The organism is Amazonocrinis nigriterrae CENA67, assembly GCF_016056305.1.
GTDB classification, from domain to species: domain Bacteria; phylum Cyanobacteriota; class Cyanobacteriia; order Cyanobacteriales; family Nostocaceae; genus Amazonocrinis; species Amazonocrinis nigriterrae.
The window spans coordinates 36,415-56,904 of the sequence record NZ_JAECZC010000014.1; the positions used below are offsets into that span (position 1 = coordinate 36,415).

The following is a 20,490-nucleotide window of genomic DNA, read 5'->3' on the forward strand; positions in this document are numbered from 1 at the left end:
CCAGTCAACGAGCAGTTGTTTTAGTCTGCGAAGAACGATATTTGCTTGGCACAGCATTCCGTCTTGAGTGCATCTTCATAGAAAACTGGTATAAACCTAAGATACCAAACGACAATACTCCTAACACAGTAGAAGGTTCGGGGATATGTGCTAAGTGTAGCGCTGAAAATGCTAATTCTCCGATTAGCTTATGAGTGGCCGTCGTTGGATGGATTTCGTCCCAGAACAAAAACTTGTCTGGGGTACATGTAATTGGCTGCGTGGAAATGTCTATGGGCACCACTGATGAGTTTCCTATGCAAGAGTCAGTCACGTTCGTGAAACTGAATTCTCCAGGAGCAGCAATGACCCGATTAAACAGAGAATTAACATTAAGAGGAATAATATTGATCTCAGGTCTCAGTTGCTGACTCAATAACTTGAGGGTTGTGTTCAACTTGGAATTATGGGCATTGGTCAAAGTGCTGAGATAGCTGGAAATCTGACTATTGCCTCCTGTAACCGGAAACAAACCCAAATCTGGCAAGTTAACCACCATAATATTTTGAGCGCCAACCTGAGCTAGCGACGTTACCGCCTGAGATAAATTGGTAACTGTCTTATTAAAATTAGGAACACCACCCAAAAAGTAGCTGAAGTAATCATTAGCACCAGTCCACACGATATATAAAGCGTTGGGATTAGCAGACGGATTTTCTGCTGTAAAGCTATTGATCTGCTGTTGCAATCCCGGTAAACCAGGAAGACCAATGTTATCCAATCCTGTTGTAGCACCACCAAAGGCAAAATTGTTACTCAGATTTACGGTTAATCCTAGTTGTTGTGCAAGATATTCCTCCCAGACTGGGCCATTGGAAAAACGTCCCTCAAAGTAGGTTGGACTTGGAGGAATAGCTCCTTTAGTCGCATGGTAAAAATTACCTGTGTCAGAGAAGCTATCGCCAAAGACATAAATCTCGTCATAATTCTGTGCCGAAACTTTCAGCGGAAACATCAAAGACAACAGAAAAAATCCTGTTGCGAGAATTTGTTTTTTCACAGTTAATTCCTAGATATAGCAAAGCGCTAAGTGTTGAGTTTTGAGTGCTGATTATAAACCCAGTTGCTTCATTGCTATGAGCAATCAACACTCTTTGAACCTATGTGACTACGGCTATACGCTTTCTATCTTGGTAGATATTCTTAACGACAAATAATACTTCTGTCTGAGAAACTTTTTACTGGCGAGTCGGATTCTTTGAAATGTGGATCAGAACCCAGTGCTACATTACCCCAGCGCATCAGGTTTGCAGATGCGACCCCTGCTGCACCGAAACCATAGACGAGAACCAAGTCATTTTTGCGAATTTTGCCTAACTGTGCAGCATGGTAAAGATTAGCTACGGTAAGAACTGGCCCAATATTTGCGTACAGGGGGTAAAGATTGAGTGTGCGCTCTGGGTCAATGCTCAGTACGCGTGTAGCAAAGCGTGCAAACCAAGCTGTGGATGTATTGAAAAGAAAAAAGTCGATTTCCTCCATAGTTACACCCGCAGCAGCAGCAGCACCATCGCAACATGTATACAAAAGCTCTGCGGCTGTTTCGCTGAATATCTTTTTTGCATCCTTGGAGAGTTGCATACGAATCTGAGGATTGCCTTGCTTATCCTTGTTTATATTTAAAGAACCAATATCATTTAAAACACTAGCAGCAAGTGTTTTTGTACTTAGGATTCCCTGGTTAGGTTCAACTGAACCGACTACGAAAGCTCCAGCACCATCGCCAAGAAACCACGAGACAGTATCATCCTCATCGACAAAGCGAGAGTATGTGCATGAGATAACTACTAATATATTGTGATACTCTCCTGCTCGCACTAGGGCACAAGCATTTTGTATGGCTAGTGGAGTACTCCCACACGCTCCATCAAGGTTCCATGCAGCAGCTTCCAGACCCAGTTTCTGAGCAAGGAAAGCAGCATTGCCAAATCCAATTTGTTCTGGCCAGACAGAAGCGACAATCATCAGATCGACATCATTAGGAGTAAGTTTTGCTGCATCAAGAGCATCACGAGCTGCGCGTTCTTCTAACATCAGTGACGATTCTCCAGGAGCAAGAATCCTTCGCTCGACAGTACCACGAAACGGGTCTGACAAATAAGGCATCATCTCTAAGTCAAACTCATTGCTGGCAGTGGAATCAGAAAGTGAAAATAGCTTTGCTAAACTTTTTTGTTCGGACTGAGCAACTATCTGTGGGTATTTTTCTCTATAGTAATCATTTGTACGTATGATGCTCGGAAAGTTCACGGCAAGCGAGCGAATACCTACTGGGTGTTGAACCATGAAAAATCTCCTCTTTAGTAATTAGTAGCACCTTGGGAAATCAGACTGTGAATACGACCTGCAATCGGTGCAACTCGAGTCGGGTCAATTACTACGTCAACAATGAAGGGAACAGTCGCTGCCATAGCTTTTTTTAATGCTGCCTCGATGTCGGACTCTTTTTCGACGCGGATGCCATCGGCTCCCAAACCACAAGCAATCTTAACGAAATCCGTCTGTGGAATTTTTGCATCCATACCGTTGAACCCAAGCATAGCTACTCCCTGGATGCACATGTTGTAGCCTCCATTATTGAGTACAATCCAAACAGCGGGAATCTGGTAGTTAACAGCTGTGCTGACCTCGTTGTTCATGAGCATCGCACCATCTCCAACGATCGCCACAGCCTTACCTTTGCGTGCCAGTGCATTACCTACAACCCCTGTAACAAAATGGCCCATAGAGGAAAATCCAGTGCTGACCCGGAAACGATTTGGTGTGGCAAATCGCAGTAAGTTAATTGCCCAAGCAAATGAGCTTCCCCCTTCAGCCATTACTACTGCATCGCTACCCTCAACAATTATCCGTTGGATGACATTCATCAGTACCTCAGGTCGCACTGAATCATTCATGCTTGTATCGATTACATTACGCTCTGGTCGAGGCAAAGACTGGATTTTTCTCTGGCTTGGACTCTTTGGGAAGTATTTTAGCAGCGCCTTCAGAAACATTCTGATCTCGGACTGAATAGCGAACGTCTCAACCGATGGATAGGCTACTCCAGGAACCTGGGGATCGATGTCAACATGCAAAAAGCCCCGCGACGGGATCATCGCGGAATTCCAAAATGAGGTAAATTCACCTAGGCGTGTTCCAAGTACTAGGGTTCGCAAAGGGCGATATTCTTGCATATACCTCAGAACTGATTCATGCCCAGCAAAACCCGTGACACCCACAAATTGGGGGTGATCTTCGGGGAAAATACCTTTGCCGCGTGGCGAACACATCACCCCCACCCCAGTTATCTCAGCAAGTTGGAGAATCTCTGCTGCTGCACTCTTTGCACCAAAGCCTACCCAGATGGCAAATGATTCTTCCAAAAGCAGCCGGGCAGATTCTGAAATGGTTTCATCACTGGCAGTAGCGCAATTAAAAGAGAGATTGACTCGTGGCAATGGTGTCTTGACTGAGCTTGTTTGGATGTTGGTGGGAATACTCAAGTGTGCTACAAAGCCACCTGGTTGGGCTAAGCCAAGAGCCAGCCGCCGATAAACCTCTGGGAGTTCATCACTGCATTCGAGAGTAGTTCCATAATGAAACACTGGTTCTGAGGTAAACAATCCGGCATTAGGCATAGTGTAGGTACTGGTTTCTTGGCAAGCCCACCGTCCACGTTGTGATGTCGAGGTGGAAGGTGACAAAAAAATCACCTTAGCTCCTTCCCAGCGAGCAGCCAATAACCCAGTTAACGCGTTCGTGATCCCCGGCCCGGTAGTGGTGAACACCACAACCGGGCGATCGCTTGTAAAATAGGCTTCACTAGCAGCAAAAGCAGCTCCCGCTTCGTGACGAAAGTGAAGTACTTTGATGGAACTGTCTTGTAGCTTTTGCCATAAGGGTGCGATCGCACCACCTGAGACACCAAATGCATATTGGACTCCCATATCTTCCAGCATCTTGACTACAGCAGAGGCTACGGAAATGGCCGTGGATTGCTTGCTTTGCCCTAGCAACTTATCCAATAGGGTATTTGAATAGTTATTTGCAAAAGACGAACAGGTAAAAGCTGACTCAGATGGTGGAAAAATGAAAGAATCGGATGAATACTTTTGGCAGTCGGTGTGATCTGGCGTGAATGAAACAAGGGTTTTTTGTTCTAACTTTTCAGTTGTGTTTGTGTTGATGGGATGATCTGTTGCACTCATAGCTGGTAAACTCCGGTAAATCAAGCACATCATTGATATTATCGATTTCACTAACGACCACTTCCAAGGAGAAGGAGTGGCAAAACCTGAATCGGTAATCGCTCACACAGATATCATGCGTAGTGGCATCAAACCCCTCATAATATTGCAGGAGCTATGTTATTGCCGTTATTGCCGAATATTTGCATGTATTAAGCCAAAAGCGATGTGTCCAATCAGTTGTATGGTTTGTGTTCATAGCAAATTGCAATCCAAAATGTCAGGTAAACCTACTTCTGATGATGTATTCCTCTAAAATGCAAGACACAACTTATTCTCAATAAGTGCTTTACTCGCCTAAAAACACTTTTGGAACATAGTTTCTAAAGCCCCTGAAAAAGTACTTGATTTTTGAAGAACTTTAGTACAAAAGTTAAAAAGTACTTTTTTAAGGTCTTTAGTCTAAAGCGACTTTAGTACCTAACACTAGACCTCAATGAATGCTCAAGAGATGTTAACTCTAACAAAATTCTTGCCAATACCTAAAGGTTGCACATCGCGTTTTCAGGTCTTGGACGTAAGGCCTATTTGTAAGAAGTATCAAGCCTAGAAGATATTGCAACTATATGGGCTTTGGCGATTTTGCCGATCCACCTCAAAAAACAGGCGAGTTTTCAGGGCAAACGCATCTCAAGTACTCTTGATCACGAGCAAGATTAAAAATCAACGAGAAAATCAGTATTTATCATTTGATTTATTTTCCAAATTTCAAAGTGTTTGCCTAAATTATTGTCAATAAGCATGGCTTAATCTGATTAATCTAGACTTTATTAAGAACAGGATTTCCTTGTTGACAAGATGCGTTTGCTCTGGGCGAGTTCTAATTCCTGATGCGGATTTCTATATACCCAAAAAGTAGCCATAGTATTTGCAAGTAAGTGTAGAACACCAGACTTAAATTTGCAATAGAACAGAGAATGTACAGGCAAAATAAAAGAATTAGACACAATGTTGCCCTTCCTTCGTATTACTTCCTGGAAAAATAAAGGTGTATTGCAGCAATAAGCAAATTAATAGCCCGCCCCAGCACGGCTTTTACAGCTTATTAGAGGCAATTTAGTATATCTGCTTCAAGGAGAGAAACTTTGCTCATTCCATATTTTACAGCGCGATAGAGTGCTTTTTGAGAGCTTGTAGTTTATAAACAATTGCATATATTCATTCAAATAACTTTACTAGACAAATCATAAAAGTTCTAGTTATAAAACATTGATTAAAGTTTATTTAGGCTTTATTTCTGGCTTTATACGCAATCACTCACCGATACTAGCATGATTTTAGAATTTTTGGAGAGAAATTGTAAACATATTGAATTTTTTTGTAATTTTGCTGATCATTGCGGAGTAAATCTATGGTGGTAAGCAGTTTCAGAAACAAAAGACTTCAACTGCAAGGTTGACATATCTAATACTGCCCTTGAATAGTTAATATTCGGTTAATGTTAATATAAGAGTCCAATGGCAATTTTGAAGGGTAAACTCAGTGATTTATTCAGATAAATTTATAAAATTTTTAAATTTTATAAATTTATATAAATATACTTAAGTTTATTAATCCTGAGTCTTATTGATCCAGAGTCTTGCAGCCCTACAAGATTTTGTGAAATGAAGATCGATAACTTAAGGACTAACTTAACACGGTAAAGGCTCATACTATTTCTTTATGAAGATGGGTCAAAATAGGAGATGGGTGCATTTGGATGGAGAGTTATGAGAATGAGATTACTTTTTGAGATAATACGGAACCAAGATGAATTAGAAAAAGCCCTAAGAGTTGATTGATAAAGTAAATCTTAAGTTTGTGACCCGCACTAACACAATGTAAAGCAGCGTCATCAATGGTGCTTGACGGCTCAAATATTGGTGAATTATTAGACAAAAGTTTTTAGCGATACATTGAGCGGTTAAAGACAAATGACACCAAGATAATCGCAAATCTATTAAGCATAAGGCTTTTGGGTGTGGGGTGTGGCTGATTGGGTGTAGTGGCGAAGAAATTTATTTAAGTATCAACCTTAAAGTGAAACGGTATTAGCACTTTTTTTTCCCTGAAGCCTTATTTAGCGCAGGCAGCTTCATTAAGAATTGGTATGAGCAGTTGCAAAGTAATTTGCGGCTGATTCATAATTTATTAGATGTATTGCAAAAATAATTCGCCAGCCTGGAAACCGGTTTCCAAAACAGGTCAACATCTGATACAAAGGACTTAAAGACTAGGAATCCTAATTTGCTGAAAACAAGTACAGCGGGCTGACAATTATATTTTAGAGATAGTACCATAAGCAAGAGTATTTTTACAAAATTCTCACTAGTTTACAGTCTAAAAGCTTAAATTGAACCTTAACTCGAAGATTTTAGCTGGCTGATACTTTCTGAAATTGTTAAAAATAAATAAAGACACAAGTTGCCTTGATTCATCAGAATGAAGTGTAAACAAGAATACTTCTTTAGTACTTACTATGCTAATCATTAGCTTATCACCTCCCAAGGCGGTATTGCTAATTAAGAGTATGAATCTAGTATCACACAAAAGCGAGGTAGCGCGTTCGGTCATCAAACAACCTTTGCGACTGCCGTCGCCAAGACGAGGACAATTGCACAGTCAGGGTTTTCCGACTTGAGAAGCCAGTAAATTATAGCAACTGGCATCAAACTGTCCGTCGCAAAGATAAGAGTTTTAAACACTCTGTTTGGGAATTTCATACTTCAACTAAGCAATTATCTAAATTCTTTATGAAAAGAATTTAAGGCTGCTGAATACGAAATTTAAGAGAGAATCTTAGCTGTAACGCCTGCGATTAATGCATTCTGAATGATGATAAAGCAACCTAGTATAATACGTACTGAAGAGCCAGAAGAATTATCAGTATAGTTGCATTGGTACAGTCGATGGAAACCTAAAGCAAGTTATCATCAAAATTTTTGATATTACAGCAATCCTAAATTGTTTGTGGACATGTTTTGTGTTTTCTTTCTTCGTGTACTTGGCGACTGGCGTCGCTACAGATTTGACAAAGGGAGCAATACGCTGCCTTGACTTTGCGATCGTTGTGATTATTTTTTGTTCACGAACTATCTGGAATTGCTGTAATAACCAAGTAAAGCACTTAGTTGCTTTTTGTACCAAAAAAGATTGGCAATAGAAGAGCAAAACCTGTGTAAGAGGTGGAGAAAAAGTATGAGTCAGACAAATCATATAACGTTAGAGCAAAATAGCAAGACAGCACCATATAAAAACGCTGTTTTAGATGATCTAAAACTTCAACAGGCTTTAAATAGTATCAACCCGAAGTTTGGTGATTTTTGTACTCGCGTAGCCGGTGAAGCATGGGGTCTTCCATTAATCGATCAAAAAACCAAAGCTTTAATCACAATTGCTATTGATGTTGTCAATCAAGATCAGGTTGGGAGTGGTAGTCCTTTTGCAGCACACGTAAATATGGCTCTCCAACAAGGCGCTACACGTGCAGAAATAGAAGAACTTTTGTTGTTCATGTGCGTTTACGCAGGATTTAATAAGGCTGCGGGGTGTTTTGGTACTCTGAATGATATTTTCAATTCAAACCAATAGCAGACTGATATCAAGTTCGGCTAATTACTTACGATATAGTCGGTTTGCCTGGTAATAGGTAATGGGTGAGATGTGATGACTAATAGTAAAATCCAATTCCCCTTCGGGTGACGCTCCTGCGTCGCTAACGCTGCGCTAACGCCAGTCGCTCATGGGGGACTCGGGGCCCCCACGACCGCTCGTGAGTGGGGATTGGGGGAGAACCCCCAAGACCGCGCTGGCTCACCAATTCCCAATTCCCGGCCTCCACAAGTATCATAAGTGTTTAAACGGACATAATATGATGCAGTGCTAGACAATAACTTGAACAAATACCAACCGATTACCATTGGAAAATTCGTTTAAGTGAAATGGAATTGTTTGGATGAGCAGACACTTATTCAAATGTTAATCGGCAATCTATAGGAACTAATTTGATTTTTCAAAAGCCAAGCTGACTGAAAGCTTGCTGGGTATAGTTTTGTTGATCAAGCAAGACTAAATTTGGAATCCTATAGCCAGTGACTGAGTAACTGTGTCAAGCAAAACCTGTCACCAATATGTACAAGTGAGGGATAAAATCATGGTAACTAATGGTACTAAAGCTCAGGGTAAAATAGGTGTACTCATCGAAGAACACTTTGATGAAATTGAATTTCGAGCATTTAATAATTTCTTTCCACAACATGGGTACGAGATAGAGTATATCTCTCATCTTTGGAATCAAGAGCAACTGACTTTTAAGGGTGTAGACTTAACAGAAGAAATTACTGTTACAGTAGAAGTAAACGAAGTTGAACCTACTGATTATGAAGGCATCATTCTCATCGGTGCATATGCTATGGATCGTCTTCGTTATGAACAGTATCCTCAGCAAGGACAACCCAATCAATCTCCTGCTGTCAAATTTCTCCGCAAAGCTGTAAAAGTTATGGATGCAGGACAATTAAAGATTGGAACTATTTGTCATAGTCTTTGGTTGTTTTGTGCTGATCCAGAACTTTTGAGGAATCGTGAAGTAACTTGTGCCCATAACATAATCTGTGATGTCAAAAATGCTGGAGGCATTATTGTTTTTGATGGCGATGGAACTAAGAATTTACATATTGATGGTAATTTGATTACAGCCAAACATCCTAATGTAGTTGAGGAATTCATGGAAGTTTTCTTAAAAGCAATTAGTGAGCAGAGATTGCAGGTGGCTACCAGGTAAGCAACTAAAATTAAAAATTTGAGTCTGTCATGTGGGAAAGAAAAACGCTGCTAATTCCTGACCAGTCTGGTTGGATTGTCTGCAATTACGTTAACTCTACTAGCCAGATTCAGGTACTTCGGATCGTAAATATTCCTAATTGGTACTTTGAACGAGTTATTTTCCCAAAACAAGATTTTCGTTTTGAAGCACCTCCTGATGCCGATCTGGAAATTCACACGGGTATTCTAGCTAGTGCAATTCTCTCAGATAAGATTCAGTGCGATCGCTTACGCATTAGCTAGAACATCTATTCAGTATTCAAATACGGTGCATCAACTATGTTTGTCTCTGTTGTCAAACTTGAATTGATGTTCTAGAAAATATGTGTATTTCTGACAAACTCTTGCTTAATTGTTCAGTCAAATATCAATTAATTTTCCAGGTGAGAAGAAAGAGAAAATGATTGCAACAACATTTCAATATCAAGCAGAAACTACAACCAAGTACGAAGTAGAGTTGGGACGCACTTATCCTTTGGGTGCAAAGCCTGACAAATATGGAGTCAATTTCTCAATCTTTTCTGAACATGCCACATCTGTAGAACTATTGTTGTTTGAGACACCTGATGACCCAGATCCGATACAAATTATTCAGTTAGACCCAAAGGTCAATAAAACCTTTTTCTTGTGGCATATTTATGTCAGAGGCTTAAAACCTGGTGCTGCTTATGCTTATCGCGTTGATGGCCCTCAGGATTTACACGGTAAAGGACACCGCTTTAACAAAAACAAAGTATTGATTGATCCTTACTCAAAGGGAAATAGTACTACGCTGTGGAAGCGCACTGATGCTTTAGGGACAATAGATAACTTGTCTACTTCAATGCGTAGTGTAGTCATAGATATATCAGATTATGACTGGGAAGGCGATCGCCCTCTGAACCGACCCATGAATGATACCATCATTTATGAAATGCACGTTCGTGGGTTCACTAAATCATCTTCCTCTGATTGCAAACATCCTGGTACCTTTTCTGGAGTGATCGAAAAGATTCCTTACCTGCAAGAATTAGGAATCACAGCTGTTGAATTACTACCAGTATTTGACTTTGACGAAACGGAAGTTTTGCGAGAAGTCAACGGTAACAAACTCAAAGATTACTGGGGGTATAACCCACACAGTTTTTTTGCACCAGAAGTTTCATATTGCGCCTCTCCCCGTGATAAAAACCCCATCACAGAGTTTCGGGATATGGTCAAAGCCTTACATAAGGCAGGTATCGAGGTCATCTTAGATGTGGTCTTTAACCACACTGGTGAAGGAAACCATCAAGGCCCGACTATTAACTTTAAGGGATTCTTCAACAGTATATTCTATCACCTTGTACCATTCGACAAGCAATATTACATGGATTACTCAGGGTGTGGCAATACCATCAACTGCAACCATCCCTTAATCCAGAAATTAATTGTTGATTGTCTAGAATTTTGGGTGGAAGAGATGCACGTCGATGGCTTCCGCTTTGATGAAGCCTCAATCTTATCCCGTGACCAAAATGGGGTTCCGATGGTTCATCCGCCTGTAGTTTGGCAAATTGAAACATCCGAAGTCCTGGCGGAGACCAAAATTATTGCTGAAGCTTGGGATGCTGCTGGACTATATCAGATTGGCTACTTTCCTGGCTATCGTTGGGCAGAATGGAACGGACGCTTCCGGGACGACGTTCGGCGCTTTGTCAAGGGAGATCCAGGACTTGTAGGTGCAGTGGCTTGGCGCATGTCTGGAAGTGCCGACCTTTACCAATCAAGCGGACACCTACCAATTAACAGCATCAACTTTATTACTTGCCACGATGGATTTACTCTCAATGATTTAGTTTCTTACAACCACAAACACAATGAAGCTAATGGCGAGAACAATCGAGATGGCATCAATGACAATTTGAGTTGGAATTGTGGTGTAGAAGGAGAAACTGATAACCCACATATTGATGCACTGCGGCGGCGACAAATTAAGAATTTTGCAACTATCCTTTTGCTCTCGCAGGGTGTGCCGATGATCACATATGGTGATGAAGTCAGACGCACTCAAAAGGGCAACAACAATGCTTACTGTCAAGATAATGAGATTAGTTGGTTTGATTGGGATCTTGTAGACAAAAATATTGATATATACAGATTCTTCAAACTGTTAATTAGTTTTCGTAAATGCTACTGTCATGAATCATTACACCGTCGTCACTTCTTCAATGGTGAAGTGAATGAGCGAGGTTTGGCAGACATCTCTTGGCATGGCTTAAATCTGCATAGACCTGCTTGGGAAGATCCTCATGCCAGAGTCCTCGCTTTTACATTAGCAGGTTTCAAAGGAGCAGCAGATATCCACGTCATGTTCAATATGTACTGGGATACTCTCAAATTTGAAATTCCTTCTGTTCCAGGTAGAAAATGGTACAAAGTCATCGATACTGCTCAACCTTCCCCAAGGGATATTGTGGAAGCTGGACAAGAGACTTTAGTTCCAGAGAATTTCTCTTTAGTTGAAGGTCGTAGCAGTGTGGTTTTAATTTCCAAATAGTTTACTAATTAATGCGCTTTGCAGTGGATTGAGAATCATTTGAGAACTAAAGGTAATGACATCAAGTCAGAAAACCTTTTTCTTCACTCCATGAGTTTGCATTAAAAATCTCCTTGATTTTTCAATATCCTGCAAAGCTAATTCTTTCAACCACACTCTGATACTTGTCCTGAAAGGCTTTGATCATCGACATTACATTTTGGGAGATAATTCCATGAATCAAGTGACTTTCCCATTTTCAGATTTAATCGCTGGGTATGTTACTACCTTTAATTCTCAAAAAGGTGCTTTTGGAAGTTTTAATCTAAAAACCACCGATAGCAGAGAATTTGAGGTAGCATTAACTGCAAACACCTATGCAGAACTAGTGCGAAATCTGGGTGAGCCTTACTATGATTGCACTCTGCAATTGAAAGAAATGCTAGTTCCAGAACGCTACCTTTTTGTGTATGGCACTTTTTATCCAGAGAATGGTGAAAACAAGTTTGAAGGTAAACATATTGTATTCCTTGGCAAAGCTGAAAGTGAGTATGCATTTGAAAAGCAAGACTGGTGGGTCAATCAAGTACGAAACCTAGCCAATTTTTACTTAAAAGTGCAGTTTGAAGATGGTGAAATTGACTATGGTAAATATCGTACTAATTTAGGCTTGGTTGGTACGAAAGACATCAGTACTCGACAAGAAACTGACACCATTTCGCGTTTGGTTTACGGTTTTGCTACAGCCTACTTGATGACTGGAGATGACCGTTATCTAGAAGCTGCCGAAAAAGGCACCGAATACTTGCGCGACCACTTGCGTTTTCTGGATGAAGGTGAAGGAATTTGCTATTGGTATCATGCAATTGACGTTAAACCAGATGGTAGGGAGCAAAAAATATTTTCCTCAGAATTTGGGGATGACTATGATGCCATACCAGCTTATGAACAAATCTATGCACTAGCTGGCCCAACCCAGACTTATCGAATCACGGGTGATCCCAATATCTTGAATGATATTGAATTGACTTTGAATCTGTTCAAACGCTATTTTCTAGACAAAACAGACAGAGGAGGATTCTACTCACACATTGATCCGATTACTCTGAGTCCCCACAGTAATACCTTGGGCCATAACCGGGCGAAAAAGAACTGGAACTCAGTAGGTGACCATGCCCCAGCATACTTAATCAATCTTTGGCTGGCGAGTGGTAAGAAAGAGTATGCTGATTTACTTGAGTATACTTTTGACACAATTGAAAAGCATTTTCCAGACTACGACTCTAGTCCATTTGTGCAAGAACGTTTTCATGAAGATTGGAGTCATGATACAACATGGGGATGGCAACAGAACCGAGCAGTTGTAGGTCACAACCTCAAAATCGCTTGGAACCTGATGCGGATGCACCACCTCAAACCAAAAGAGAAGTATGTTGCTTTAGCTGAAAAGATTGCAGACATCATGCCTGCTGTTGGCAGTGACCAACAGCGTGGAGGGTGGTACGATGTAGTAGAGCGTATCTTAAAACCAGGTCAGGAAACACATCGTTTTGTTTGGCACGATCGCAAAGCTTGGTGGCAGCAAGAACAAGCCATATTAGCCTACTTGATCCTGGCTGGTTCACTTAACAATTTTGAGTATCAAAAACTAGCCCGTGAATCAGCAGCTTTCTATAACGCTTGGTTCCTCGATTACGCAGATGGCGGTATCTACTTCAATGTTTTGGCTAATGGACTTCCTTACTTGCTAGGAACTGAGAGAGGTAAGGGTAGTCACTCGATGAGTGGTTACCACTCGTTTGAACTGGCGTACTTAGCTTGTGTGTATACTAATCTATTGCTGACTAAGAAGCCAATGGATTTGTATTTTAAGCCAAAACCAGGAGCATTTAAAGATAACATCCTCCGGGTTCAGCCAGATATCTTACCACCAGGCAGTGTTCAAATTGGTGAAGTTTGGATTAATGGCCAGCCTTATCTTGACTTTGATGCTGAAAACCTGACAGTCAAACTGCCAACAACTCAGGACGAAATCAAAATTAGAGTTAGACTTCTTCCCACACAAGTATTTTTCAATGCAACTTTACTGGAAGTCAGCAAAGGTACTGCCAAACTATCTTTAAGTGGTTTACTTGATGCCAATGCTGTGGGACTACTTGAGGAAGAATTGCACAAAGCAACAGCCCAATCTATCAAACGTCTAGTCTTGCAACTAGAGGATTTGAAATGTATCAGTGCGGCTGGTCTAAGATATCTCATTTTCACCAAGCAAAAACTGGGTAGTGATGTTGATATCTATTTAGTTGGCGCCAATGAGAATGTATTGAGTTACTTGAAGAAAGGTGCATTCTGTGAAGGCGTAATTGTTTTAGAACAGTATGACGCTGTTGAATTGGCAACTGTGTAGGTAAGTGCAAAAACTTTTTTAGCTTGCCACTAGGGTGTAGTGGGGAGTGAGGAGTGGGAAGTAGAGAGTGAGGAAAGAGTTTTTTCTGTTTCTCACATCTACTTACCTCCAACAGAGTTGGTATTTTAGGTACTAGTGGACGATCGCAAAAGTTTTAACTAAAAACACATTTATCTTTGATAATTGAGGGCGATAGTTCACTAGCTGATACCTTGAATTTGCACATTGTATTCAAACAAAATTTTTGTAGGTTAGGTTCTAAAGCTTACCTAGCCTATACAACTTAAAAGTTCACTAGCTTAAACTCACATCAAAAATTGTGAGGAGACTGAATAAATACCAACTTTAAAAAACAATTGTGTCGTTAGCTGGATGTTGCTAGAAGCAGCATTTGTGAGGAACTTATGGCTAAACCTGTAATACTGGCATTAGATGATGACTTGGAAGTTTTGCAAGCGCTTGAGCTTGACTTACGTAAAGAGTACGGCGATCGCTTCCGGGTGGTGCGATCCAACTCAGCTAAAACAGCTTTAGAGGTACTGCAAAAGTTAAAGTTGCGTAATGAGTCAGCAGCCCTGTTTCTTGTAGACCAGCGAATGCCACAAATGAGTGGGGTGGAATTCCTAGAACGGGCAATTGAAATCTTTCCCCTGACCAAACGTGTCTTACTCACAGCCTATGCAGACACTAATGCAGCTATCCATGCCATCAACAAGGCCAAGATTGATTATTACCTCTTGAAGCCTTGGAACCCCCCTCAAGAGCGTTTATATCCCATACTTAACGATTTGCTTGAGGTTTGGCAAGCTTCTTTCCGTCCACCTTTTGAAGGTGTAAGGGTTGTTGGTTCTCGTTGGTCGCCTAAATTACATCAAGCCAAAGATTTCTTAGCCCGCAATCATGTTCCCTATCAGTGGCTGAATATAGAGTCAGATGAAGGCGATCGCCTTTTGAGTTACGCCGTTAGTTCTGATACTAAATGCCAGGCGTTAGTTATTTTCCCTGATGGTTCACATCTTATAGAGCCAACAAATACCCAAATTGCCGAGAAAATAGGGCTAAAAACACGTCCCAATATGCCGTTTTATGACTTAGCTATTGTGGGTGCTGGCCCAGCTGGTTTAGCAGCAGCTGTTTATGGGGCTTCTGAAGGGCTTCGGACAGTGCTGATTGAACGAGAGGCGCCAGGAGGTCAAGCAGGTACTAGTTCCCGGATTGAAAATTATCTTGGTTTTCCGGGTGGTGTGCATGGTGGAGATTTAGCCAAACGTGCTGTCACACAAGCTCAAAAGTTCGGAACAGAGATTATTTCGCCGCAAGAAGTAGTTGATGTGCGTCTGAATGGTCAATATCGATTGGTCACTCTCGCAGACGGTTCCCAACTTAGTACCCATACCTTGATTATTGCCACAGGGGTATCTTATCGCAAGTTCAACATACCTGGAAGTGAAAAATTGACAGGTGCAGGTGTCTACTATGGCGCTGCTATGACCGAAGCACTGACTTGCAAAGGCGAAGATGTGTTTATTGTGGGTGCGGGTAACTCCGCTGGACAAGCAGCTGTGTATCTTTCTAAATACGCAGGCTCAGTGAACCTTGTAGTTCGCGGGGATTCACTGAAAAAAAGTATGTCTCAATATTTGATTGACCAGATTGAAGAGATTGGCAATATTAACGTCAAGCTCTTAACTCAGGTTAAAGAATTTATCGGAGAAGACAAATTAGAGGCGATAAGCATTTTTAACTCAATAACAGGTGAAGTCGAAACCATTCCTACCAATGCTTTGTTTAGCTTTATTGGTGCCAAGCCGCGTACTGATTGGTTACAAAACATTGTGGAGCGTGATGAAAACGGCTTTATTCTGACTGGAGCCAGTGCAATGCCGAATGGGAGGTCGCCGAAAGGATGGACAATAGAGCGTGATCCTTTCTTTTTAGAAACTAACGTACCGGGTATTTTCGCCATAGGCGATGTGCGTTGTAACTCAGTTAAACGAGTCGCTTCCGCAGTGGGTGAGGGAGCGATCGCTGTTCAATTAGTTCACCAATATTTAGCATCTGTGTAGCGATCTTTCGGGTAAAGACCATGCTTGAGACATTGCGTAAGATATCAGTTTTTGAACACTTGACCGAAAACGAGCTGAAGTGCTTTATCAATGGTACTGAATTATGGCTGGATTCAGGAGACATCTTGTTTCACCAAGGAGATCCTGTCGAGTACTTCTATATAGTATTTGAAGGAGCAATCCAGCTTTCACGAGAGATTGTTAACCAAAAAATCCTACTAGCTACATACGGTAGTAGTACATTCTTTGGTGAAGTCCCTCTGCTTGCAGGTACACCTCACCTTGCAAGCGGTGAAGCAGTACGTAAAAGCCATATGTATTGTTTGCATGAAAATGATTTTTGGCAAATGATTACTATTTGCCCAAGTATCAGAAAAATTGTTCTCGGTCATATGGCTTCGCGAATGCAGGAGTTACAGTTGTTGTCTCAGCAACATGAAAAGCTCGTTGCTTTGGGTACTTTGTCTGCTGGTCTTGCCCATGAACTAAATAATCCAGTATCCGCAGCCCATAGAGCTGCAAGTCAATTGCAGGATACAGTTAAGTCGTTGGATGCTGTTACTTTCAAACTGATTGGCCAAAATCTCACACAAAGACAGCTCAAACAACTCTTAACTTTTAGACAAGATGCTATTGAACAGGCTGCACAGTCTGATATACAAGACTCTTCCGATCCATTGGCTCAGATTGATCTGGAAGATGAATTAGCGCAATGGTTAGAGTCACATAATGTGAATGACGGGTGGAAACTTGTTCCTACCCTTGTTGCTGCTGGGCTAAATAATCAGAAGTTAGAAGTGATTAGCGAACATTTAGCCACTCAGACCTTTAGTGATGTGCTGGTTTGGTTGGAAGCAACCTTGTCTATAATCGGGCAGTTGAAGGTACTGGAACAAGGTACTACTCGTGTCTCGGAAATAGTCAAGGCGATTAAAGACTACTCATACATGGATCGAGCTTCACTATTGAAGATAGATGTACATGAGGGTCTAGAAAATACCTTGACAATTCTGCGCTACAAATTGCGAAAGCACAATATTGTGGTGACACGCGAGTATGATAAAAACCTACCGCAAATTCAAGCTCATGGTAGTGCATTGAATCAAGTGTGGACTAACCTGATTGATAACGCGATCGATGCTTTAGGTGAACAAGGTGAGATTCGGATACGAACTTGCCAAAACAAAGACTATGTTGTTGTTGAGATTATGGACAATGGCCCAGGAATTCCCCTTGCCATTCAATCTCGAATTTTCGAGCCATTTTTTACAACTAAGGAGGTGGGGTCAGGTACAGGGTTAGGTTTGGAGATTTCATATCGAATTGTAGTAACTCAGCATCATGGAGAAATTCGTTGTTTTTCTGAACCTGGCGAGACACGTTTTCAGATTCGTTTACCTATCCTTCATATGTAAACTACTGACTGTTATACAGCTTATGGTGTAGCCTCAGTTTCTAGCAGTTGAGTATAGAGACTAATTTACAGCAGTTTTCTTTTCTATGAACTACAACACTACAGGTTTTGAGGCAGGACACACCAGGTATAAGCTCTCCATATCTGATGAATGATTCCTGGATTTTGTACCTCACTTAAAAGCAAACTGCTGTAATTTTATGACTTACCAATACCGTTGCCAAAAAAAGAGTATGAAGAGATAGGGCTGACGTAGTAGAGTTGTTGTCTTCCCAAACGACAACTCAAAACCCACGAACAGCCCATGATCGATATCTTATCACTGCTACAATGCTTATTACCGCAGATAAACGCCACAACGATGCGGCAATTGAACCAGATAATCCTGGCTATGTTAGCAATGAGTGGCCGAGTGACGATGTTAGGAATTTCTCGTTGGGCAGGCGTTGGTGGCAGTTATCGGACGACGTTGAGGTTCTTTCATACAGTAATACCTTGGGCAACATTGTTTTGGCTATTTTTTCGTAAACATTTGTGGCGAGAAAATGAAGTATATCTACTGGCTGGAGATGAAGTTGTAGTCAGTAAATCGGGTAAACAAACTTATGGGTTAGATAGATTCTTTTCTAGCCTAGCAAGCAAACCAATTAATGGTCTATCCTTTTTTGCTTTATCATTAGTTAGTGTTGGAGGAAGGCAGTCATTTCCTATTCAGATAGAACAAGTAATTAAGAGTGAGAATCAAACAAATAGTACGCCCGCAGTCAAAAAAGTAAAATCCAAAGAAAAACGGGGGAGAGGACGACCAAAAGGGAGTAAAAACAAAAATAAAGCCCAAGTGATATTAACATCTGAGTTATTACTAATTCAGAAGATGATTAATTCACTATTCGAGTTAGTAGGTAACTTTATCCCTCTAACATATTTAGTATTAGATGGTCACTTCGGTAACAACAATGCTTTGCAGATGGCACGTCTTGTCAACTTGCACATAATTTCCAAGTTGCGTCATGATTCAGCATTATACGTCCCTTATGAAAATCCTGACTCCAGTAAACGCTCTCGTCGTAAATACGGCGACAAGCTAGACTATCGTAATATCCCTGACAAATATTTATGTAAAAGTGATATTGAGGATGAGATTCAAACTGATATTTATCAAACCACTCTTCTTCACAAAGAATTTGCCCAGGCTATCAATGTAGTGATTTTGGTCAAAACCAATCTTAAAACTCATTCTTGCAGCCATGTAATTCTTTTTTCTAGCGACCTAACTCTGTCATTTGAAAACATCGTTGACTATTACAAGCTTCGTTTTCAAATCGAGTTTAATTTTAGGGATGCCAAGCAGTTTTGGGGATTGGAAGATTTTATGAACCTGGGACAAACTGCCGTGACTAATGCTGCTAATCTAGCATTTTTTATGGTCAATTTATCCCACAATCTTCTTGCTGATTTCCGTCAACTTAATCCCGGTTCCGGCATTATTGATCTTAAGGCTTACTATCGTGGTTTTCGATATGTTTGTGAAATGTTAAAAATGCTTCCCGAAATCCCTGAGCCTATTTTATTAACCCAGATTTTTGCCAAGCTTACTACTTTAGGACGTATTCATAACGTTTCTACAAGCGTTGAACCCTTGTAAATTGGCAGAGGTATTGCTTACACAAAACTATATCCTACTTTGGGTAATTCATGAATTTACTTAGTGAAAATAAGGGTTTCAGCTATTGTTTGTGAAAGTCCAGTAATTACCAACGTGAACTAAAGAAGAGCAGAGAAAATGACACATTCAATCAACGGTTTACCACTCAATTCTCCAGGGTAAACAGATCACGATCACACTCATTATCCTAACCACCACATAGATAGTGATTCCCTCAGTATTCTAGACCTTCCAGCTATTGATAATTATTATTTAATTTCACCCCAAGATGCCCCATTAAATGAACGTCCGGCGTTTTATACTTCCGGTGATCTATATACTCTTTTGGCAACATCTTAAGAGACTAATTTTACCTTCAATGCCTTCGATTTCTTTGTACCAAAAGGAGGTGGGCCAGCACCACATATTCATAATTACGAACACGAAGCATTTTATGTAGCACAAGGAACGGTCAATTTATTTTTAGGTAACGAAGCTGGAGTTAAAGGTAGCAACCAAGAATTTATCTTAGAGGGAATAATTGCAGCCTGATGTTTAAAAGTTGTCTGAGATTTTTCTTTCCCCAGAGTGACGGAAGAGCGTTATATCATGTCCGGTTGATTAGAAGTCAATTGCGAGCGTTCGCTCTTTTGCGTTTCCCCAGGAGAGCGAAGCAATCCCAGAGTCCTTGCAATTGCTACTCTTCTCCTTCAAAAAAGAAGACCACGAACGAGAATGCCTACCCTGCGGGAAAGGCTACTCTTCTTGTGAAGAAGACGCTCTTACTAGCTTACTTCTCCGAAGGGGTACGAGAACGCCAACGGCGAACACCCAACGGCGAACGCTCCACTTTGTTGCGCTCGCTGCGGACATATCATAAGTAATAAGCGCGGACATGATATTAAGAGTTCCCTCTTCCCTGTTCCCTGCTATATCAGCATTATAGGCAGTTCAAGAAAGGGAAGCTGATCAGCATTGCTCCAAAAAAGACTTTTAAACGCTGGCTGAAGGGTGATAGCAACGGGAAAAAATCTGGTCGCCCCAGGTTTGAGAACAAAGCACGTTATCGTTCTTTGGGATTTCCTACCCCCATAAAGCCTGAAAATATCTAAGGAAAGTTCGTAGAGTTACCTAAAATGGGATAGTAAAGATGATTTGAGGCGAGCTTCCTTGACCAAAACAGGACAATTGAGCTTGACACTGCTGATGCTGTTCGGCTGGGGTTTTGGCGGGTTTATCTTGCAGTTGCTGCAATTGGGCTTGAGAGAGTTCTTCAACAAAGGCGATCGCTACACCCGCTACACTAGATTGCAGTCCCTGATTGATTGGGTTAAGGTTCAGCCATCATAATCACAAATTAAAATTTTTCAACTAGCCAAATTGGGAAAAT

General features: G+C 41.0%; 11 protein-coding genes and 1 pseudogene. 9 read left to right on the forward strand and 3 right to left on the reverse strand.

Going from position 1 to position 20,490, the window contains the following annotated elements; all coding sequences use genetic code 11:
* Positions 1-4: 4 nt before the first annotated feature.
* From I8748_RS10240 to I8748_RS10250, 3 genes are all read right to left on the reverse strand, one after another.
* On the reverse strand, positions 5-1,039 hold the full coding sequence (locus I8748_RS10240) for an SGNH/GDSL hydrolase family protein (protein ID WP_198124478.1): 1,035 nt from the start codon (positions 1,037-1,039) through the stop codon (positions 5-7).
* 143 nt (positions 1,040-1,182) lie between these two features.
* The gene (locus I8748_RS10245; protein ID WP_198124479.1) at positions 1,183-2,325 is read right to left on the reverse strand and encodes a 3-oxoacyl-ACP synthase III family protein; all 1,143 of its coding nucleotides are present in this window, start codon (positions 2,323-2,325) and stop codon (positions 1,183-1,185) included.
* Positions 2,326-2,339: 14 nt separating this feature from the next.
* On the reverse strand, positions 2,340-4,229 hold the full coding sequence (locus tag I8748_RS10250) for a ScyA-related TPP-binding enzyme (protein WP_198124480.1): 1,890 nt from the start codon (positions 4,227-4,229) through the stop codon (positions 2,340-2,342).
* 3,216 nt (positions 4,230-7,445) lie between these two features.
* Between I8748_RS10250 and I8748_RS10255 the strand changes: the two genes are divergently transcribed.
* The 9 genes and pseudogenes from I8748_RS10255 to I8748_RS10295 all read left to right on the forward strand — a co-directional run bounded on the left by I8748_RS10255 (position 7,446) and on the right by I8748_RS10295 (position 20,450).
* On the forward strand, positions 7,446-7,838 hold the full coding sequence (locus I8748_RS10255; protein WP_198124481.1) for a carboxymuconolactone decarboxylase family protein: 393 nt from the start codon (positions 7,446-7,448) through the stop codon (positions 7,836-7,838).
* Positions 7,839-8,400: 562 nt separating this feature from the next.
* On the forward strand, positions 8,401-9,030 hold the full coding sequence (locus tag I8748_RS10260; RefSeq protein WP_198124482.1) for a DJ-1/PfpI family protein: 630 nt from the start codon (positions 8,401-8,403) through the stop codon (positions 9,028-9,030).
* Positions 9,031-9,059: 29 nt separating this feature from the next.
* A pseudogene (locus I8748_RS10265) lies at positions 9,060-9,311 on the forward strand (DUF1830 domain-containing protein); the annotation flags it as partial.
* A 160-nt stretch (positions 9,312-9,471) separates the two neighbouring features.
* Positions 9,472-11,589, forward strand: a complete 2,118-nt coding sequence (gene glgX / locus I8748_RS10270) for a glycogen debranching protein GlgX (protein ID WP_198124484.1) — start codon at positions 9,472-9,474, stop codon at positions 11,587-11,589.
* Positions 11,590-11,803: 214 nt separating this feature from the next.
* Entirely contained in the window at positions 11,804-13,975 is a 2,172-nt protein-coding gene (locus I8748_RS10275; protein ID WP_198124485.1) for an STAS domain-containing protein, read from the forward strand.
* A gap of 404 nt (positions 13,976-14,379) precedes the next feature.
* Complete coding sequence (locus tag I8748_RS10280) at positions 14,380-16,041, forward strand: FAD-dependent oxidoreductase (RefSeq protein WP_198124486.1); 1,662 nt, start codon at positions 14,380-14,382, stop codon at positions 16,039-16,041.
* Between the two features lie 20 nt (positions 16,042-16,061).
* The gene (locus I8748_RS10285; protein WP_198124487.1) at positions 16,062-17,456 is read left to right on the forward strand and encodes an ATP-binding protein; all 1,395 of its coding nucleotides are present in this window, start codon (positions 16,062-16,064) and stop codon (positions 17,454-17,456) included.
* 303 nt (positions 17,457-17,759) lie between these two features.
* Positions 17,760-19,100: a transposase gene (locus I8748_RS10290; protein WP_198124488.1), complete on the forward strand. Its 1,341-nt coding sequence runs from the start codon at positions 17,760-17,762 to the stop codon at positions 19,098-19,100.
* 1,170 nt (positions 19,101-20,270) lie between these two features.
* Positions 20,271-20,450: a hypothetical protein gene (locus I8748_RS10295; RefSeq protein ID WP_198124489.1), complete on the forward strand. Its 180-nt coding sequence runs from the start codon at positions 20,271-20,273 to the stop codon at positions 20,448-20,450.
* Positions 20,451-20,490: the final 40 nt, after the last annotated feature.